We start from the raw sequence: 16,546 nt of genomic DNA, 5'->3' as shown, positions 1-16,546 counted from the left end.
CCTCGGGGTCACTCCACCGGTCCGGCGGGCGGACCATCGGTCGTCCTCGACCGAATCGTGCCCGCCACCACCACTGCCGCGACCGTGACGCACAGCAGGACCAGCCACGAAGCGAGGTAGGGGCGATCGAGCAGCGTCGGGTTGTCGGCACGCGCACCGAAGCGTCCTAGCACCGGGATGGCGACGACCGTCAGGGTGCCCCAGACCACCAGGGCAACTGCCGCGGGCGCACGCCACGCCGCGGGGAGGAGACGTCGCCCGGCGTAGCCGGCAACCAGCAGTCCCGCGCTCAGCAGACCGTCGTGGACGAGGACGCCGACGGCGAGCCACACGGTGACCTCCGCCAGCTGGCCGAGGTCCTGCCTCGTGAGCGCCAGCACTGCGCCGTACCCCATGACGAGCGCGCCGAGCGCGCCGAGCGCGAACCGGCCGGTCATGTGGTCACCTCGAGCGCAGTGACCCACTTCGTCTGGAGCACGCCGGGACGGTTGGGGGCGATCAGGCGACAGGGATAGCCGTGGTCGAGGTCCAGGGGCTCGCCATTGAGGTCGAGCGCCAGCAGAGTGCGGTCGTCCCGGACGAAGTTGGGCGGCAGGATGGTGCGTCGGAACGGACCGGCCTCCTGGAGCGAGACGACCCCGACGTCCCGGTCCGACCCCACGCCGGCGGCAGCCAGGACCTCACGCACCCGCACGCCGCCCCAGCTGGCACTGGCGCTCCAGCCCTCGACGCACGCGATTGGCAGCTGTTCGGTCCGCTGCGGGAGCGCACGCAGGTCAGCGAGGGTGAAGGTCCCCACCTCCTGGCCGTCGACGACGATCCGAAGAAGGTAGTCCGGGCTGGTGGCCGACGTCTCCACGCCCGCGGCGAAGGCCGACTTGTTGACGGGGACCCCGCCCGGCCCATCCCCCGAGCGGACACCGAACACCGAGACCCTGCGCAGCAGTGGCACGGTGCTGCCGGCCGTGGCGAGTGCTGCCACCCCGCCGGCGGCGACTGCGGTGCGCACCAGTCCCCGGCGAGACAGCGACGCGGGCTCCACTGCGGTGGGGCGGTCGTGGGCCGTTTCGTCGATGTCCTGCGTCAGGACGTCGCGGATGACCGGGAGCTTGACCGCGATGTGGAGAAGCAGCGCGCCGATGGCCACCCACGCCAGGGCGTAGTGGACGGTGCGGAAGGAGAAGGAGCTCCACGGATACCACTGGGCGGCATTCATGGCACCGGTGACCAGCTGGAAGATGGCCGAGGCGACCAGCACCGCGATGGAGCCGCGCTCCAGGCCGGTGAGGAGCAACCGACGTCCCGCACGGACGTCGACCCGCTCGAAGAGCCGCGGGTAGACCGACCAGAGCTTCACGAGGAGCAGGGGGACCGCGGCGGTGCCGCTCGTGACGTGCAGGCCCTGGGTGAGGCGGTATCCCCAGCTCGGCGAGGTCGGGAACGGCAGGGGGTGCGAGGGCAGCTGGGCGTAGTGGCTGATGAGTCCGGTCAGGAAGCAGATCCCGAAGGTGGCCCCGAGCCACACGCCGATCCGGGCAGCCACGGCTGGGCTGCGCAGCCGGGACCCGAAGTCCTCGGGCCCGGGGATCCTCATGTGGGGTCCTCACGGAGTACGGCGACCCAGCGGCCGCCAACGTCATGAACCGCGTCGACGACGAGTCCAGCCGAGCTGGCGAGTGTGTGCACGTCGTCGACTCCGACCACCGCCCAGCGGAACGGACGGCTCCGGTGGGCGGCACCTTCGAGCGTGCCCCAGCCGGAGGAGGAACGGACCCCGGGGCCCATGAGCTCGACCACCATCCGGCCACGGGGATCGAGCAGCTCCCGGACGCGGGCGAGCAGTGCGACCGGGTCTCCGCCGATGCCGACGTTGCCGTCGGCGAGCAGGGCGGACTGCCAACGGCCCTCGCTCGGCAGCCGATCGAAGACGTCTCGTCGCAGGGCGGACGCGCCGCGTCGTCGGGTGAGCTCGACCGCCTCGGGAACGACATCGATCCCCAGGGACAGGTGTCCCAGCTCCGACAACGCCACGGTCATGCGGCCCGGACCACAGCCGATGTCGATCGTCGGCCCCTCGCACAGTGCCAGCATCCGGTGGTCGGCCGAGTCTGCCGGTCGCAGCCAGGACGCCATGGGAAGCGGGCTCGGTGTGCCGTCCAGCCCGACCACGGACGTCGGCTCGCCGAGCAGCGCCCGCGCGAACACGTCGCTGAACGAGGATTCGGCCGTCATCGGGTCGCTGCCGGTGTCGATCGCCACGCACGCGCGAAGCGGGTGTCGGGAGCGAGAGCAGCAACGGCCCGGGCGTCATCGAGGGTGTCGACATCGCGCAGGAGAGCCGTCCGGGAAACTCGATGACCAGCGCGAGCGAGTGCTGCTGCTGTGGCCTCCCCCGTCGTCGGGGTCGACATCGCGACCCCAGCCAGCGCCTCGACCACGCGCGGGTCACGTCGGGCGAGCACCCACCACCCGCCGTCCAGGGCCGGCCCCAGCACGGCGTCACACTCGACCAGCGCGGCCGCTGCGTCGCGCAGGATCGAACCGGTGAGCTGGGGGGTGTCCATCCCGACCTGGACGACGACGCCCTCCCCCGCGTCCGCATGGGCGGCGACCAGACGCTCGGCGAAGCCCCGTCCGCGCTGAGGCATCACCCTCCACCCGGTGAGCGCCGCTGCGATCTGGTCACCCCCCACGGCGTCGGTGAGGTCACCGGCCAGGGCGAGGAGTCCCGTTGCTCCGGAGGCGCGGGTGGCTTCGATGGTGTCGAGCAGTGCGGCGGCCGCCAGCTCGGCCGCGGCTTGATCGCCCAGGTCGACCGCCAGTCTCGTCTTGACGAGGCCGGGGACGGGGGCCTTCGCCATCACGAGCACGGTCATCGCGCTCACGACAGCACCTTCCAGAAGTCGCGTGCGGTCCGCAGTGTCCCCATCAGGGAGCCGGACACCTTCGAGCGGGTGCCCTCGGCGCGGGGGTGGTAGGCGACGTCTCGCTCGCTGACGCGCCAGCCCGCCCGCGTGACTTCCTGGAGCAGCTCCACCGGATATCCGAAGCGACGGTCTGCCAACGCGAGATCGAGCAGGTCCTGGCGGCGGACCACGCGCATGGGGGCGATGTCATGGGCCTGCATCCGCAGGCGGCGCCGCAGCCAGGCGACGATGAGCGCGTTGCCCGCCCTAGCGTGCCACGGCCACACCCCGCGCGCGACAGGGCGTCGCCGGCCGAGCGCGATGTCGGCGCGACCACTGCTCACGTCCGCCAGCAGTGGCAACAGCTCGTCGGGGTCGAACGAGCCGTCGCCGTCCATGAAGGCGACGTAGTCGCGGGTCGCAGCCAGCAGCCCGGCGTGGATCGCTGAGCCATAGCCGGGGACGTCCTCGCGCACCACCCGCGCGCCCAAACGGGCAGCCACCTCGGCGGTGTCGTCCCGCGAGCCGTTGTCGACCACGATCACCGAGAAGGCGCTGGGCACGCGGGGCAGCAGCGAGGCGAGGGCGGGGCCTTCGTCGCGGCACGGGAGCACAAGGTCACAGATGGGCACCCTCGCAACGTAGCCACCGAAGGGCCCGGGCGGCTCACCCCAAATGTTACGACCCTGTGACGCTGGTCGGTCTCCACCGACTCCGGTGTGCTGTTCCGTAGGGTCGGCGCATGGCAACGGCAGTCCAGGGAGCGCTTCGGGGTCGCGACGGGGTAGACGCACGGCCGGCCACCCTGGGGCTCACGGTCTCCTTGGTCCTGGTCGCGACGGCGTTCGCACTCCCCCCGCTGCTGGGCTGGGACGTGGCGCCGCGCGGCGACGATCTGGCCGCCGCTCCGACGCACGGCTACTGGGACCCGAAGGTCGGGCCCGGGACTCTCCCCGCCCTGTTGCTGGCTCTTCTGGCGGTATGGCGCGCGGAGACGTGGGCCCGGCACTGGTCGTGGCGGCGACTCCTCGTGGCGTCCTACCTCTTAGCCGTGGCGTGGTTGGCCGCGCTGGCACTGGTGGACGGTCCCGACGGACTGACGCGCGCCATGGCTCACCGCAGTGAATACCTCGTGACCGCGCGGCAGATCGACGACGTGGGACTCATGCTGCAGACGTACGTCGACCGGATCCCCTACTCACACCGGGAGAACTGGCCGACCCACGTCGCCGGGCACCCTCCGGGAGCGCTGCTGATGTTCGTCGGCCTGGTCGCGGTGGGCCTGGGCAGCGAGCTCGCCACGGCGTCGGTGATCATCGCCATGGCGGCGTCCGTCCCTGCGGCCGTCATGGTCACCCTGCGGACGCTGGGGGCCGAGCGGTCAGCTCGCCTGGTGGCGCCGTTCCTCGTGTTCAGCCCGGCAGCGGTCTTCCTGGCGGTGTCGGCCGACGCGGTGTTCACGGCCATCGGGGCGTGGGGGCTGGCAGCCCTCGCTGGTGCGGCAGTGGCGCGCCGGGGTCCCAGGATGGTGACGTTGGCAGTGCTGGCCGGACTGATGCTCGGTTGGTGCGTCATGTCCTCCTACGGGCTGCCGCTGCTGGGGACCCTCGCGTTGGCCGTGCTGCTGTCCGCACGCTCGTGGTGGCCGTTGCCGATCGCGGCTGCGGCCGCCGTCGCCCTGGTCCTGGGGTTCGCCAGCGCCGGCTTTGCGTGGTGGGAGGCCTACCCGGTGCTGGTGGACCGCTACTGGGACGGGATCGCCAGCGACCGGCCGGCGTCCTACTGGATCTGGGGCAACATCGCGGCCCTTCTTGTCTGCGCCGGACCGCTCGTGGGGGCCGGCCTTGCGCACGCAGTCGCTCACCGTCGCGAGCGAGCAGAGGAGTCGGTCGGGCCGGTGCTCCTCCTGGTGGGCGCCGCTGTGGTGGCGGTGCTCGCTGCCGACCTGTCTCAGATGTCCAAGGCCGAGGTGGAGCGGATCTGGTTGCCGTTCGTGCCGTGGCTGACTCTCTCGCTGGCACAACTTCCCGCCGGTTGGCGTCGTGGCGGGCTCGTGCTGCAGCTGGCGACCGCGCTGCTCGTCCAGCACCTGCTCTACACGACCTGGTAGTTGCCTCAGGCGCGCAGCGGCGCCGTGGCGAACTCGCGCAGTCCCTGCTCGGGCGGCACCGACGCGGTGAAGCCGAGCTCGGCGGCGGCGTGGGCCGAAGAGGCAACGATGTGCCGGACGTCTCCTGGCCGGAAGGCGCCGGTCACCTCGGGCGCCAGGTCGTGGTCCGAACCGGCTGCAACCTCGCGGGCCACGTCGAGGATGCTGACCGGACTCCCGGAGCAGACGTTGTAGGCCGCGAAGCTCTCGTCCTCAGCAGCGACCACCGCCTGCAGGGCGAGGACGTTGGCACGCGCAACGTCGGCGACGTGCACGAAGTCGCGCATCTGGCCGCCGTCCTCGTAGACCTGAGGGGCTCGCCCCTGCTCGAGGGACGAGCGGAACATCGCGGCGACCCCCGAGTAGGGCGTGTTCCGGGGCATCCCCGGTCCGTACACGTTGTGGTAGCGCAGCGCGATCGCCGAGGCCCCTGCCTGGCGCACCCAGGCGGAGGTGTAGTGCTCCTGCGCCAGCTTGCTGGCGGCGTAGCTGCTGCGGGGGTCGAGGCGCGCGTCCTCGGAGACGGTCTCCCAGCCCAGGGTCTCGCCGCACCGTGGGCAGTGGGTCTCGAAGTCCCCGGCCCCCAGAGCTTCCAGGGACCGAGGCGGTGGTTGTTGGTCGCCATGGACAGGGCAGGCGTAGCGGCCTTCCCCGTAGACGACCATCGAGGAGGCCAGGACCATCCTGGTGACGTCCGCCTCGTGCATCGCGGCCAGCACGGCTGCGGTGCCGAGGTCGTTGTGCCCGGCGTAGTCGGGGAGGTCCGCCACCTGCACCCCGGCGCCGACGACTGCGGCCTGGTGGCACACCACGTCCACGCCTCTCAGGGCCTCCGCCCACGCAGGATCGGTCACCGCGCTCCGCACGTCCAGTTGCAGAGTGCCGGGCGGGGCGCTGCTGGCTCCGTGGGCGTTCGGCAGCATCGCGTCGACCCGGACCACTTCATGGCCGTCTCTTTCGAGCTGCGTCCCGATGGCCGTGCCGATGAAGCCGGCCGAGCCGGTGAGGAGGACCCTCATCGCCGTGGGCTCGTGCCTGGCACCTCGTAGGTCAGCTCCAGGCCGTCGCTCCACGTGCCGCAGGCGCAGCCACCAGGCTCGGGAAGCTCTGCGACCGCTCGCTCGAGCAACCCGGTGAGGCGTCCCAGGTTGACCTTGAACAGAGCAAACACCTCCGCCTGACCGACACCCTGACCGGACTCGGCGCCGGCGTCCATGTCGGTGACCAGGGCCAGCGGGGCATAGCACTGTCCCATCTCGCGGGCGAGCGCGGCCTCCGGGGCACCGGTCATGTTGATCAGGTCCCAGCCCTGATCGGCGAAGGAACGGGACTCGGCTCGGGTGGAGAAGCGGGGGCCCTCCACGACGACCATGGTGCCGCCGCTCCTCACCCCGTCGTCAGCCGCGGCGAGGGCCGATGTGACCGCGGGACAGTACGGGTCGGCGAACGGCATGTGGACGGCGCCGGACTCGACAAAGGAGCCGATGCGGCGGAACGTGCGGTCGACGAGCTGGTGTGGCACCACCAGGTCCCCTGGTGAGACGGAGTCGCGAAGCCCCCCGACGGCACACGGCGCCAGCACCTGGCGCACACCCAGTGACCGGAGTGCCCATGCGTTGGCGCGGTAGTTGATCGCGTGGGGTGGTTGCTCGTGGTGCGCACCATGGCGCGGGACGAACGCCACGGCCCGTCCGGCCACAGTGCCGACGGAGACGGGGGCCGACGGGGCGCCGTACGGCGTGTCGATCTCATGTGCGGTCGGGTCCACCAGGAAGGAGTAGAAGCCCGTCCCACCGATGACGGCTATGTCCGCGATGGTCTCGGTACTCACGGCCCACACCCTCTCACGCCTCTATCGACTTGGACCGGAGCACGACAGTGCCGACTACATCATCATCCTGGCAGCGAGCGCGATGCCCACGATGATCAGCACGAGTGCGATCGCGGAGACCACGGCGAAGTAGGCCCCGTGCACGCGCAACCCGTTGCCCTGTCCGTGGTGGCGGGTCAGGTCGGCGTCGCCACTGGTCCGGGCGGACTCCTTGATCTCGTCAGCTGTGTACATGTGCTTCCTCGAGGGCTTCGAGGAGGGTTTCGAGGAGCCTGTGCCGATCTCGTCCATGTCGCCGACCTTCGGGAGTTGGGTATGCCGTTCGCGTTCGGGCACATCAGTAGTTCGGAGCGGCCCCCGCGATCGCCTGCTCGAACGCTGGGCGCGTTTGCCGACAGACCAGAGCTACTCGGCCAACGTCGTCACGTCCGAGACCAGGTCGAGGACGGCGAGCACGAACACGACGGCCAGGACGACCCGTATCGCCCACGCGCCCAACCGCCTCAGGCCGACCTGATCGGTAGGAACCCACTGGCACATCCACCAGCCGAGGCCCAGCACCACCGTCAGCGGGAACACCGCCACCGCCAGCAGCAGCCCCAGCACCAGCTGGGGTTTGGCCCGAACGCCTCCTCGGGCCAGCGCCCTCTCGGCAAGGAGGTGCAGAGCCGCGCAGAAGAGGACCGGTAGCAGCACGAAGGACCCGACCGTGAGCCACAACGGCCCGAGGATGGTGAAGTCGACACCGGTGGTGTGCACGAGGATCGATCCGACCACGACGCCGGGTCCCACCGAGATCGACACCAGCCGGAACCACGCCGGGCCGATCATCAGACCCTGGAGGGCGACGTACAGGAAAGCGGCCACAGCCCCGAGCTGGGCGCCGGAACCGACCAGCTGGGCCGACCCCGCGAGGGTGACCTGGCCCATGATGAACCCGTCGTCGCTGCGGACGCCGGCAGCTCCGGGGTTCGTCGAGGCGAGCAGGGACATGACGAGCCTTGAGAGGACCCCGACCACGACGACACCGCACGCAACACCCACCAGCAGGACGGCGGCCCACACGCGAGCCGCGGCCGCGGCCTCGGTTCTCCAGTCCCTGGCGCGTGCTGGTCGCTCGTCAACCGCTTCGCGCGTCTGAGACATGGCAGACCTCCAGGTCCGGGCGCCTCGGGCCACTTCGACTCGGGCCGCCAACCAGTGTAGGCCTCAGCTGAGCCAGTCGGCGTAGAAGATCCCGAGCCCGGCCGCCACGCAGAGGCCCGCGATGATCCAGAAGCGGATCACCACTGTCACCTCGTCCCACCCCAGGTGCTCGAAGTGGTGGTGGATGGGAGCGATCCGGAAGATGCGACGCCCGGTGCCGGTGATCCGCCTGGTGAGCTTGAAGTAGCTCATCTGCAGCAGCACACACACCGTCTCGAACACGAACAGTCCGGCGATGACGACCATCAGCAGCTCGGTGCGAGACATGATGGCCAGGCCGGCCAGGGCTCCCCCGATGGCAAGGGAGCCGACATCGCCCATGATGATCCGGGCGGGCTTGGCGTTCCACCACAGGAACCCGATGCAGGCTGCCGAGATGGCGGCTGCGAAGACCGCGAGGTCGAGGGGGTCGCGGACCTGGTAGCACTGGGACTGGACCACGGTGGGCCGCAAGGAGCCGCAGAGCTGGTTGCTCTGCCAGACGTTCACGATGATGTAGGCGCCGAACACCATCGCCGAGGCACCGGCGAGCAGGCCGTCGGCGCCGTCGGTGAGGTTGGTGGCATTCGATGTCGCGGTGACGATGAACCAGATCACCAGCAGGACCGCCACCAGGGGCAGCTTGATCCCCCAGTCGTGCGTGGTGGAGATGTGCTGCGAGGCAGGTCTGATGCCTCGCTCGTCGGGGAAGAACTGCGTGGCCAGGATCCCGAAGGCGAGCGCGACCGTCGTCTGACCGACAATCTTGCCTCGGCTGCTGAGCCCCGCATTGTGCTGCTGGTAGACCTTGATGAAGTCGTCGAGGAACCCCACCGCTCCGCAGCCGAAGAACAGGAGCGCGAGCAGCCAGGCGCTGGCGCTGGGCCGCCCGCCCGTCAACAACGTCGCCGCGAGGTACGCCGCAGTCGAGCTGAACAGGATCACCAACCCGCCCATCGTGGGCGTGCCCCGCTTGACGTGGTGGGTCGTCGGGCCGTCATCGCGGATCGGTTGGCCGAAGCCGTGGGTCGTGAACCAACCGATCGCGAGGCGGGTCCCCAGGAGGGAGAACGCCACCGCCAGCCCGCTGCTCAGCAGGATTGCGCGCATGTGGGGGAACCTCTCTCAGCCCTCGGGTGATCGATCACCGTGGGCACTGCTCCGGCCCGCGCACATTGTGGTGCACGTGGGTCCCCGGCTCGGGGAGGGGCGGGCAGTTCGGTACGTCGCGCAGTGCGGACTAGCGCTCTGAGAGCGGGACCTCGCGCGGAGCCGGCACCGCGGGTGCGGTGCCGGTCTCGTCCGGCCGGACCCGGTCAGCGGGAAACATGTCGATGTACGTCTCGCCGGAGTGCGACATCCACTCGACGTTGGCCCACCAGGAGCCGTCTCCGCGTTGCTGCCAGTCGCGCAGCTCGCCGCGGCACCATCGCCCGTCCACGAGGATCTCGAGGTCGGGTCGCGGGTCAGGTCGATACGTACGAGCAGCGTGCATGGGTGGACCGTAGCGGCCCGACCCCGCGGCGCACCACGGGTGGGCGCCGGCGAGTTTCCGCAACTTCACGCATTGCACGTTCCTGCATACAGAACCCCCTAGACGGACCCCTCGCCCATTGCCCATTTTGTGCAACGCCCCTGTCACCCCGCAGGGACATCGGTGGCCGAGATCCGGTCATGAAGGAGAGGAACCCCCGTGACACGCACACTCGCGCGCACTCCAGGATGGGCAGGTCTGGCCGCGCTGGCCCTGTCGTCCCTGGCCGTGCCATTGACCGCGGCAAGCCCGGCCGCCGCGGCGCAGGACGACCCCAGCTCCGTCCAGCTCGCCAACAGCAAGGCGACGGACTGGGTGGCGAAGCACGAAGGCAAGATCAAGCTGGCCGACGGCGACCGCGTGGTCCGCGCCGCCACCCTGACCGGCTCCGGCGACACCGTCGCTGTCGCCTACGAACGTACCCACCGCGGACTGCCGGTGTTCGGTGGCGACTTCGTCGTCGTCACCGACGAAGCCGGCCGAGTCCTGAACAGCACGGTCGCGCAGACGAAGCCGATCGAGGTCGCCAGCCTGGAGCCGTCGGTCTCTCCTGCTGACGCCGTCAGCGCTGCAGGCACGCGCTTCGACAGCGTCGACGCTGCCAGTGAGCCCGAGAAGATCGTCTACGCCCTCGGTGCCGAGCCGCGTCTTGCCTGGAAGGTCGCTGTCAGCGGCGTACAGGGCGGCGACCGCGCCGGCGAGGACGTCTACGTCGACGCTGCCACCGGCGAGGTCGTCGACCACACCGTGACCCTGCTTCATGGCACCGGTGACGGCTGGATCAATGGGCCAGACCCCCTCCCGCTGCGCACCACGCAGTCGGGCTCGACCTTCCTGATGAAGGACGCGCAGATCCCGGGTCTGCACTGCGGTCAGACCGGCCAGACGGTGCCGCTCAGCGGCACGGACGACGCGTGGGGCAACGGAGTCGGCACCAGCATCGAGACCGGATGTGCCGACGCGCTCTACGGCGTGCAGACCATGAGCTCGATGCTGTCGGAGTGGCTGGGTCGCAACGGCCCCAAGGGTGACGGCACGTCCTGGCCGATCTACGTCGGCCTCAACGACCAGAACGCCTTCTACTGCAACGGCCAGGTCGACTGCTCCGGGCGCAACGAGGTCTGGATGGGCAAGAACCCGTCCGGACAGTGGGTCACGTCCCTCGACGTCGTCGGCCACGAGTACGGCCACGGTGTGGACGACTACACGCCCAGCGGCATCTCCCGGAAGGGCACCCAGGAGTTCGTGGGCGACGTGATGGGCGCGCTGACCGAGTTCTACGACAACCAGCCCGCCACCTTCGACCCGCCGGACTGGCTGATCGGTGAAGAGGTCAACCTGGGCGGCAGCGGCGAGATCCGCAACATGGCCAACCCCACGGCCGAGGGTCACCCCGTTTGCTACACCACCGCGATCGACACCACTCAGGTCCACGCAGCAGCGGGCCCGGGAGACCACTGGTTCTACCTGCTCTCCAACGGTGGCACCTCGAGGTGCGACAGCACGGCCGTCACCGGCATCGGCGTCCAGAAGGCCGGCAAGATCTTCTACGACGCGATGCTCATGAAGACCACGGCCAGTGGCTACCAGTCCTACCGCAAGTGGACCCTGCAGGCTGCCAAGAACCTCTACCCCACCAGCTGTGTGGAGTTCGACGCCGTCAAGCTGGCCTGGGACGCGATCAACGTGCCGGCGCAGACCGGTGAGGCCACATGCGGCACCACCCCGCCCCCGCCGCCGCCGCCCCCGCCCGGCAACCTGTTGGTCAATCCGGGCTTCGAGTCCGGTGCTGCCTCGTGGTCCGCCACGAGCGGCGTGATCAACACCAACACCGGTCGCCCCGCGCGGACCGGCTCGTGGAAGGCGTGGCTCGGCGGCAACGGAGTGACGTCGACCGAGAGCGTCAGCCAGACCGTCACCATCCCGGCGACGGCCACCGCGGCCAACCTGTCCTACTGGATCCGCACCGACACCGCCGAGACCGGCTCGACGGTCTACGACCGGATGCGGGTGCAGATCGTCGTGGGCGGAGTCGTCACGACGCTGCGCACGTTCACGAACGTCGGTACGAACCCGACGTACACGCAGTTCAGCCACAGCCTGCTCGCCCACAAGGGCAAGGCCGTGACGGTGAGGCTGCTGATGAACGAGGACTCGACACTCCAGACGAGCTTCGTCGTCGATGACACCGCCGTCAGCGTGAGCTGACCTCTCCCCCTCTGTGCCCCGGTGCGGCCCCCCAGGCCGCGCCGGGGCACAACCCTTTGGAGGGGACCGGACAGCCCCTCCAATGGGTGCACTTCGGCCACGTTTCTGCCATATCGCGAGGCTTTCCCCGGCGCTGCCCCTAGGGTGGCCGATGACCCCACAAGGGGCGCTCGGTCTTCTGCCACATCTGAGGAGCCGTGGAGGATGGCGAGTTTGGGTGGCTTCGGCCCGACCCTCACCCCGGCTGTGACTCGAGAACCGCCCGCGAAGCTCTAGTTCGCGGGCGGTTCTGTCGCATCCGGGCACCTACGGGCGTGGCACGGGGGCCGCGGGTGGGCCGTCGATCGGTCGAGCCGATCCAGGTCATACCCTCGAAATAGTGCTTGAAACATCACTCACCCACGTTTTTTGTGCGGCGATCTCCCCGAGCCCACAACCGATCGTCGCCCCCCGGAGACGGCCGCCCGACAGTTGTCCGCTCGTCCTGGCCCCGCCTGGAGGTGCAGGCGGTGGTTCAGCCGGGGAGGTTCGCAGCTGGCCTCGCCTCCGTAGCGCGGCTATCGGGCCTTGGCGGCTATCAGCAGGCTGCTGCGCCAGCCACCGAACAGCCCCGTCCTTCACTTGGGCAAGGAAAAAGGCCCTCGAGGGGCCTCTGACCTGCGGTAAACGGTGGGCGATACTGGGTTCGAACCAGATTGACCGGTCATTGCTACTCCCTCCTGAATTCGGCAGAAATGGCTTCTGACCTGCACCTATTGGCTCTGCGAGATTGATCACTGGTGATCACAAAAGCGCTCTACTACTCTGTGATAGGACACATATAGGACACGATCACAAGGTTGGGACCATGGCGAGGGCACGCACGAAACGGTCGTTCGGCCAGACAGTCAAGCTGCCCAGCGGTCGCTACCGGGCACGCTACAGCGATCCCTACGGTCGCCTCTCCGACGACGGCAAGCAGATCCGCCACCCCGCGCCCTACACGTTCCAGGCCAAGGGCGATGCGGAGGCGTGGCTGGTCGACGAGCATCGTCTGATCACCGGCGGTGACTGGACTCCCCCGGCCGACCGCACCGCCGCCAGACGAATGAGGTCCCAGACACTCGGCGACTACGCACCCGGCTGGCTGGCCAACCGCAAGGTCAAAGGGCAGCCGCTCGCGGACCGCACCCGCGACCACTACCAGGACCTGCTCGACCGCTTGATCCTGCCGTGGTTCGAGAATGTGGAACTCAAGGCGATCACCCCCGAGGCGGTCGCTGAGTGGTACGACACAGCCGCAGCCGACAGGCCGACCTATCAGGCCCACTCCTACTCGCTGCTGCGCGCGATCATGCGTACAGCGGCGGATCCGACCAAGAACAACGGCCGACCGCTCATCCCGTTCAACCCGTGCGGCATCTCCGGGGGTGGTTCCTCCGGCACCAAGCGCCGCATCCGCCCCGCCACAGCTGAAGAAGTCGCCGCCGTCGTGGCAGCACTTCCCGAACGCCACAGGTTGATGGTGCTCCTCGCCGACGCCTGCGCCCTGCGCTTCGGCGAGGTCGCCGAACTCCGCCGTCACGACGTCGACACCAACAACGCCGTGATTCACGTGCTCCGAGCGGTCGTGCGCTCCAAATCCGCTGGCGTGGTCGCCAAGGCGCCCAAGAGCGACGCCGGCATTCGCGACGTGCCCATCCCACCCGACATCCTCGACTCCGTCATCGAACACAAGCAGACGTACGCCGCTCCAGGAGCCGACGGACTCATGTTCCCTGGCCGCAACGGTGGTCACCTCTCCCCCAGCGCGTTCTACGGCAAAATCTCGAAGCGCCGCCGCGGCAAGCCCGACACCCGAGGCTGGGGCTGGTACGAAGCCCGTCGCCTTGCTGGCCGCGATGACCTCCGATTCCACGATCTCCGCCATGGTGCCCTCACCGAAGCCGCCCGCCACGGAGCCACCCTCGCTGAACTCATGGCTCTCGGTGGCCACTCCACCAACCAAGCCGCCATGCGCTACCAGCAAGCTTCGTCTGACCGACTCGCTGAGTTGGCGCGCAAGCGGGCAGAGGCGCGAGGCTGGAAGGCGCCCGAAGCCTGAGACATCCGCGACAGCGAGAACGTTGTCGGCATAACACTCAACGTCTAGAGCGACTTCGTGCAGCAGACCCTCCCTCCCAACTCGGGCATGACCTGCCATCTCGATGTCGGAGGGCATCACCGGGCTTTAGGGTGAACATCGCTCGGCTGGAACGGAGTGGCCCACGACCGTCGCGGCCACCGAAATCATATGTGGAAGGGACACGCCTGTGTCTACCGAACCAACCGAGGACAGCCAGTTGGCGCTCGAGATCGACGTGCCGCTCCCCGCAAAGCCGCCTATGCGACGTCATTCTGGACGTGGCAGGTCCCTTGACCGGATAATTGAACTCGCACTCCGGCGTGGAGGCGCAACCGGTTTCTCGAACTTCTCGACCAAGTAGCGCATTTCCGGCAAGCGGAACCCCTACAACGGTGCTGCGGACGGACCGCCCATCGGATGTGTCGGCCTCCGCCACTAGAGTCCGACCCAGCCTTGTTGGGCCAGTCAGGAGAGGGGCTTCGGAATGCCGATCGTGCTCGCGACGGGTGCGCCGACTGCGTCGGGTCATGCGTACAACGACGTCCTCGGCAAGCAGTACGAGTTCCCGTTGCAATACCGCACGCTGGTCAAACCTGGAGAGTCGTTTGTCTACTACCGCGGCCGCCGCGGTAGCGAGGATGGTCGCCCCGTCTACTTCGGCTCGGGTGTCGTCGGCGCCGTGCGGGCAAGCTCGCGGACTGGTCAGCTCATTGCCGAGGTGCACGACGTCGAACTCTTTGACGAGCCGGTCCCGGCCAAGGCGCTCGATGGCACCTACTTGGAGACTGGTTCTGATCGGGGAACCAACTGGACGAGCGGCGTTCGTCGGATCTCGGATGACGCGCTAGCGCGCATCGTCGGCAGTGTGGAGGAACCCGCACCGACAACCCCGCCGCGCAGCCCTGGGCGGACGTTCGCCTCGCCCGAGCATGCGTCCGCGTTGGAGCGTTACTCGGTCAAGGTCGCACTGGGTTTGCTTGCCGACGAGTTCGGAGCCGCCGCCGTACGAGAGATGCCCCCGGGCAATCCCGGCTTCGACATCCTGGTTGACCGTGCAGACGCGGATCTGCATGTCGAGGTGAAGGGCACGATCCTGCCCGACCCGGTGTTCCACCTTTCGGAGGGCCAACGCCAGCACGCGGCGTCGCGAGACGCCGACTTCCGCCTCATTGTCGTCTACGGAGTGAGCCTGGCGCAGGGGACGCACCAGGTCGTGGCACTCGCCGGTCCGCTCGATTCTGCGAAGGTCGATCTGCAGGCGGAGGCGTGGACGGGCCGCGTGCTCCTGTAGTCGTTCTGTCACATACGTTGCCCTGAGCTGTGTGCGCCATATGGTGCTGACTATCCTTAGATTCGTCCGTGTCGATGGAGGAAGCTTCTAAGGAATTCGCGTGCCAAACCTCGTGCTCTCATGCTTCAGTGGCGCGGGTGGCATGGACCTGGGGCTAGAGGCGGCTGGATTCGACTCCGTTGGCTGCATCGAGCTGGATTCGCTGGCCAGTGACACGCTCACCAAGAACCGCGAAGGCAAGTGGCCCGTTCTTGAGGTCAACGATGTCGTCAAGGCGGGCGAGTCGCTCAAGCCGTCAGACCTGGACATCGAGCCCCGCCAACTGACGCTCCTGACCGGTGGGCCGCCCTGTCAGCCGTTCAGCATGGCGGCACAGTGGCGGCAGCCGAAGCAGGGCATGGAAGACGATCGCGGCAAGACCGTCCTCGGCATGCTGAACCTCGCAGAGAGCATGCTTCCGGAGGCGATCCTGATTGAGAACGTGGCTGGCTTCCTACGTGGCAAGAACTCGGCGGCCGACGCCATCGAGGGCAAGCTCAAGGAGATCAACGCCCAGCACAAGACGAGCTACCGGCTGCACCATTGGGTGCTGAACGCTGCCGACTACGGGGTCGCGCAGAACCGTCGCCGCGCCATCGCCGTGGCCTTTCGTGATCTGCCGGAGGACATCGAACTTCCGCTGCCGCCAGCACCGTTCGCGGACAACCCGCTCACGGCTTGGGATGCGCTCGCGAAGCTCAAGCCCGCTGTCGTGCCCGAGGTCGACGGCGGCTATGCCGAGCTACTGGCCTCGATTCCCGAGGGCAGCAACTACCAGTACCTGACCGCGAAGGGCGGCGGTCCTGCGGTAGAGCTGTTCGGCTACCGAACTCGTTACTGGTCGTTCCTGCTCAAGCTCCGGCGCGATGCCCCTGCTTGGACGCTTCCGGCGAGCCCAGGGCCGTCCACCGGGCCGTTCCACTGGGACAACCGTCCGCTGGCGATCGCGGAGCGCCTAGCGCTGCAGGGGTTCCCCTCGACGTGGAAGCTCGCTGGCAGCGCCCGGGATGGCGTTCGACTCGTCGGCAATGCCACACCTGCACCGCTTGCCGAGGCCATGGGCCGCTACGTGACGGCCGTGATCGGGAGTGGCGGCGAGGTGCCATCCGCCGATGAACTCACGCCGACCCTGGCTGTAAAGCGGCAAGGAACGCCACCGAAGCCGGTCGCGCCCGCTCCGCTTCCGCAGCACTGGCTTGCGAAGGTTGGATCTAAGGTTGCGCACCCGGGACCGGGTGAAGGACCAGCAGGTCACAGCAAGGAATCCGATCCGGGCCCTGCGTAGGAACGTTGCCGATG

16 protein-coding genes are annotated in these 16,546 nt (G+C 68.8%); 5 read left to right on the top strand and 11 right to left on the bottom strand.

Annotated elements, in window-relative coordinates; genetic code table 11:
- Positions 1-8: 8 nt before the first annotated feature.
- From VNJ48_RS08065 to VNJ48_RS08045, 5 genes are read right to left on the bottom strand one after another with little or no spacing between them, the layout of a single operon-like run.
- The gene (locus VNJ48_RS08065; protein WP_325600883.1) at positions 9-437 is read right to left on the bottom strand and encodes a hypothetical protein; all 429 of its coding nucleotides are present in this window, start codon (positions 435-437) and stop codon (positions 9-11) included.
- A complete protein-coding gene (locus tag VNJ48_RS08060) occupies positions 434-1,594 on the bottom strand; it encodes a molybdopterin-dependent oxidoreductase (RefSeq protein WP_325600882.1) in 1,161 nt (386 codons plus the stop codon). Before VNJ48_RS08060 ends, VNJ48_RS08065 begins: the two co-directional genes overlap by 4 nt.
- Positions 1,591-2,259 carry a class I SAM-dependent methyltransferase gene (locus VNJ48_RS08055; RefSeq protein ID WP_325600880.1) on the bottom strand — a complete coding sequence of 223 codons (669 nt, stop codon included), beginning with the start codon at positions 2,257-2,259 and terminating at the stop codon, positions 1,591-1,593. Before VNJ48_RS08055 ends, VNJ48_RS08060 begins: the two co-directional genes overlap by 4 nt.
- The gene (locus VNJ48_RS08050; protein WP_325601341.1) at positions 2,229-2,876 is read right to left on the bottom strand and encodes a TIGR04282 family arsenosugar biosynthesis glycosyltransferase; all 648 of its coding nucleotides are present in this window, start codon (positions 2,874-2,876) and stop codon (positions 2,229-2,231) included. Before VNJ48_RS08050 ends, VNJ48_RS08055 begins: the two co-directional genes overlap by 31 nt.
- Positions 2,877-2,881: 5 nt before the next feature.
- Positions 2,882-3,538, bottom strand: coding sequence for a glycosyltransferase family 2 protein (locus VNJ48_RS08045; protein ID WP_325600878.1), 657 nt, complete (start codon positions 3,536-3,538; stop codon positions 2,882-2,884).
- A 110-nt stretch (positions 3,539-3,648) separates the two neighbouring features.
- Here VNJ48_RS08045 and VNJ48_RS08040 point away from each other — a divergent pair, with 110 nt between their 5' ends.
- Complete coding sequence (locus VNJ48_RS08040) at positions 3,649-5,016, top strand: hypothetical protein (protein ID WP_325600877.1); 1,368 nt, start codon at positions 3,649-3,651, stop codon at positions 5,014-5,016.
- A 5-nt stretch (positions 5,017-5,021) separates the two neighbouring features.
- On the opposite strand, the gene VNJ48_RS08035 is transcribed toward VNJ48_RS08040, so the two are convergent.
- The 6 genes from VNJ48_RS08035 to VNJ48_RS08010 all read right to left on the bottom strand — a co-directional run bounded on the left by VNJ48_RS08035 (position 5,022) and on the right by VNJ48_RS08010 (position 9,566).
- Positions 5,022-6,074, bottom strand: a complete 1,053-nt coding sequence (locus VNJ48_RS08035; RefSeq protein ID WP_325600875.1) for an NAD-dependent epimerase/dehydratase family protein — start codon at positions 6,072-6,074, stop codon at positions 5,022-5,024.
- Entirely contained in the window at positions 6,071-6,886 is an 816-nt protein-coding gene (locus tag VNJ48_RS08030) for an S-methyl-5'-thioadenosine phosphorylase (RefSeq protein ID WP_325600873.1), read from the bottom strand. Before VNJ48_RS08030 ends, VNJ48_RS08035 begins: the two co-directional genes overlap by 4 nt.
- A 54-nt stretch (positions 6,887-6,940) precedes the next feature.
- A complete protein-coding gene (locus VNJ48_RS08025) occupies positions 6,941-7,177 on the bottom strand; it encodes a hypothetical protein (RefSeq protein ID WP_325600871.1) in 237 nt (78 codons plus the stop codon).
- Between the two features lie 114 nt (positions 7,178-7,291).
- Positions 7,292-8,032, bottom strand: coding sequence for a hypothetical protein (locus VNJ48_RS08020; protein ID WP_325600869.1), 741 nt, complete (start codon positions 8,030-8,032; stop codon positions 7,292-7,294).
- Positions 8,033-8,095: 63 nt separating this feature from the next.
- On the bottom strand, positions 8,096-9,181 hold the full coding sequence (gene mraY, locus VNJ48_RS08015) for a phospho-N-acetylmuramoyl-pentapeptide-transferase (RefSeq protein ID WP_325600867.1): 1,086 nt from the start codon (positions 9,179-9,181) through the stop codon (positions 8,096-8,098).
- Positions 9,182-9,311: 130 nt separating this feature from the next.
- A complete protein-coding gene (locus tag VNJ48_RS08010) occupies positions 9,312-9,566 on the bottom strand; it encodes a hypothetical protein (RefSeq protein WP_325600865.1) in 255 nt (84 codons plus the stop codon).
- A gap of 198 nt (positions 9,567-9,764) precedes the next feature.
- Here VNJ48_RS08010 and VNJ48_RS08005 point away from each other — a divergent pair, with 198 nt between their 5' ends.
- The 4 genes from VNJ48_RS08005 to VNJ48_RS07990 all read left to right on the top strand — a co-directional run bounded on the left by VNJ48_RS08005 (position 9,765) and on the right by VNJ48_RS07990 (position 16,532).
- Complete coding sequence (locus VNJ48_RS08005; protein ID WP_325600863.1) at positions 9,765-11,813, top strand: M4 family metallopeptidase; 2,049 nt, start codon at positions 9,765-9,767, stop codon at positions 11,811-11,813.
- A gap of 847 nt (positions 11,814-12,660) precedes the next feature.
- Positions 12,661-13,896, top strand: coding sequence for a site-specific integrase (locus tag VNJ48_RS08000; RefSeq protein ID WP_325600861.1), 1,236 nt, complete (start codon positions 12,661-12,663; stop codon positions 13,894-13,896).
- Positions 13,897-14,401: 505 nt separating this feature from the next.
- Positions 14,402-15,208, top strand: a complete 807-nt coding sequence (locus VNJ48_RS07995) for a protein NO VEIN domain-containing protein (RefSeq protein WP_325600859.1) — start codon at positions 14,402-14,404, stop codon at positions 15,206-15,208.
- A 100-nt stretch (positions 15,209-15,308) separates the two neighbouring features.
- Positions 15,309-16,532 (top strand): DNA cytosine methyltransferase, encoded by a 1,224-nt coding sequence (locus VNJ48_RS07990; RefSeq protein WP_325600857.1) that lies wholly within the window; start codon positions 15,309-15,311, stop codon positions 16,530-16,532.
- Positions 16,533-16,546: the final 14 nt, after the last annotated feature.

The sequence above is a fragment of the Nocardioides sp. genome (assembly GCF_035576065.1).
Classification (GTDB): domain Bacteria; phylum Actinomycetota; class Actinomycetes; order Propionibacteriales; family Nocardioidaceae; genus Nocardioides.
This window is presented reverse-complemented; position numbering and strand designations above follow the sequence as displayed.